At 65.0% G+C, this 1,828-nt stretch carries 2 protein-coding genes; one reads left to right on the top strand and one right to left on the bottom strand.

Annotated elements, in window-relative coordinates; translation table 11 throughout:
• Positions 1-61 precede the first annotated feature (61 nt).
• The gene (locus P0D80_RS49890) at positions 62-1,237 is read right to left on the bottom strand and encodes a tyrosine-type recombinase/integrase (RefSeq protein ID WP_408296061.1); all 1,176 of its coding nucleotides are present in this window, start codon (positions 1,235-1,237) and stop codon (positions 62-64) included.
• A gap of 166 nt (positions 1,238-1,403) precedes the next feature.
• Between P0D80_RS49890 and P0D80_RS49895 the strand changes: the two genes are divergently transcribed.
• Positions 1,404-1,828: DNA-binding protein (locus P0D80_RS49895; RefSeq protein WP_408296064.1), on the top strand; the 425-nt coding region annotated here is incomplete at its 3' end.

Below are 1,828 nucleotides of genomic sequence, written 5' to 3' on the forward strand. Positions count from 1 at the left end.
GACGCTGTCCAGATCAGCCGGTAGGTGGTGGTGAGTTATGGCTGCCATCGGTTACCCGTCATCACCAGGCAATACGGTGTTTCTCGTCGGTCTCGCGGTGCCGGCGATCGTCGTCGACGTGAAGATACTGGCTGGTCGTCGTCAGTGACGCATGCCCGAGGTTATCGCGCACGAGTCGCAGATCGACCTGCCGGTCCGCCATGTGGGACCCGGCGCTATGGCGCAACCAGTGTGCCGACGCCTGCTCGAGGCGGTCCGCGCGCGGCGCATGGTCTTCACCACGTGCGCGCAGGGATTGCGCCGCACCGTTAAAGACATCCTTCACGATCCGGTGCAACGCTGCGCGCGTGAGCGGTTTGCGCGACTGGCCAACCGGCAGCACGAGCGGCGTGTCCTCGCCCGGCGAAGGCAGGGCGGGCAGTCCGCGTGCCCGCCGGTAGGTGCCCAGTTCCGTCATCATTTCCGCGGTGGCCGGCACCAGCCGCTCCTTGCCACCTTTGCCCATCACTTCAAGCCACCAGCGGTCCGTGCCGTTTTCGTCAGCGCGCCGGAAAAACCGTCCCATTGTGTTCGTGCCGACTTCCGTGATGCGCAGACCGCCCAGATAGAGCAGGGTAAAGAGCCAGCGCACGCGTGCGTGGTGTTCGCGCTCGCGAGCTGTCTGCACGGGCATGCCCTGAATCCAGGTCTTGACCTCGAGCCACAGCTCGGGCGACAGATACCGGACGATGCGCGGCCTGGCCCGTCGGGCGCGCTGACGCGACAGCGACAGCGGGTTGCCGGCCAGATAACCGGCCTGCACGAGCCACGCAAACATGACGTTCAGGATCACCATGGCCTGGCGCTGGCTTGATCCGGACAGCGGGCCGTAGAACGGCCGCCAGCGCGGATCGTGGCGGGGGTGTTTGCGTCCGCCATCAGCGGTCCACCGCGCGGCGGGCTGGGGATCGGCGAGAAAGTGCTGGTAGACGAGCAGCTCCTCGTGCGTGAGCGAGGAGAGCGGTTTGCCCATCTGCAGGACCGACCACAGCAGCAGCCGTTCGGCTTCCTTGCGGTAGTTGTCAAACGTGGTCTTCGTATCGGCAAAGCGGGCGAGCCATGCGCGAAGCGCGTCGAGATCGGTGTCAGCGGCGACCTGCATGCGTCCGTTGGCGCGATTCGTGCCGTGACGGCCGTCAAGGTCGGGCGGCAGGACAAGCGCATCGATCGGACGCAGGGCGGGCAGGGCGGTGGTCATGGTCGGGAGGGGCGGCGGTCCGGGTGGCTGGCATGGACGTAATTGGAGCGCACCTAGTCACAGAAAATCAACATTATACGGTTAATGTCAAAATTATGACGCTCCCTAGTTTAAAATCTATCGGTTTACGTTATATTATTTATTGAATTAACCGCGATCGATCCCGATGTCTGACGCCCCTCCTGATGAAACCCGCCTGGCAGCCGAAATCGACCGCCTGAAGGCCGAATTCCCGAAGACGCGCGACCTCTATCGCGAGGTCTGCGCGCTGCTGTTCTTCCGTCATGGCATCACGCCGACCGCCAACCGCCTGTATCAGCTCGTCCGGCGCGGCAGCATGGGCACGCCCACGGCCGTGCTGGTCGAGTTCTGGAAGGAGTTGCGCGAGAAGAGCCGGGTGCGCATCGAGCATCCGGACCTGCCGGCTGATCTGCAGGCGGTCGCAGGCGAACTGGTTGCGACGCTGTGGACCCGTTCCAGCACCGCGGCGCGTGACGCGCTCGACGCGCTGCGCGACGAGGTCGAGGTGCAGCGGGGGGAGGCGCAACGGGCTGTCGTCGCGGCCCGGGATGAACTGGCTCGCGTTGAGGG

Source organism: Paraburkholderia sp. RL17-373-BIF-A (assembly GCF_046030175.1).
GTDB lineage: Bacteria > Pseudomonadota > Gammaproteobacteria > Burkholderiales > Burkholderiaceae > Paraburkholderia.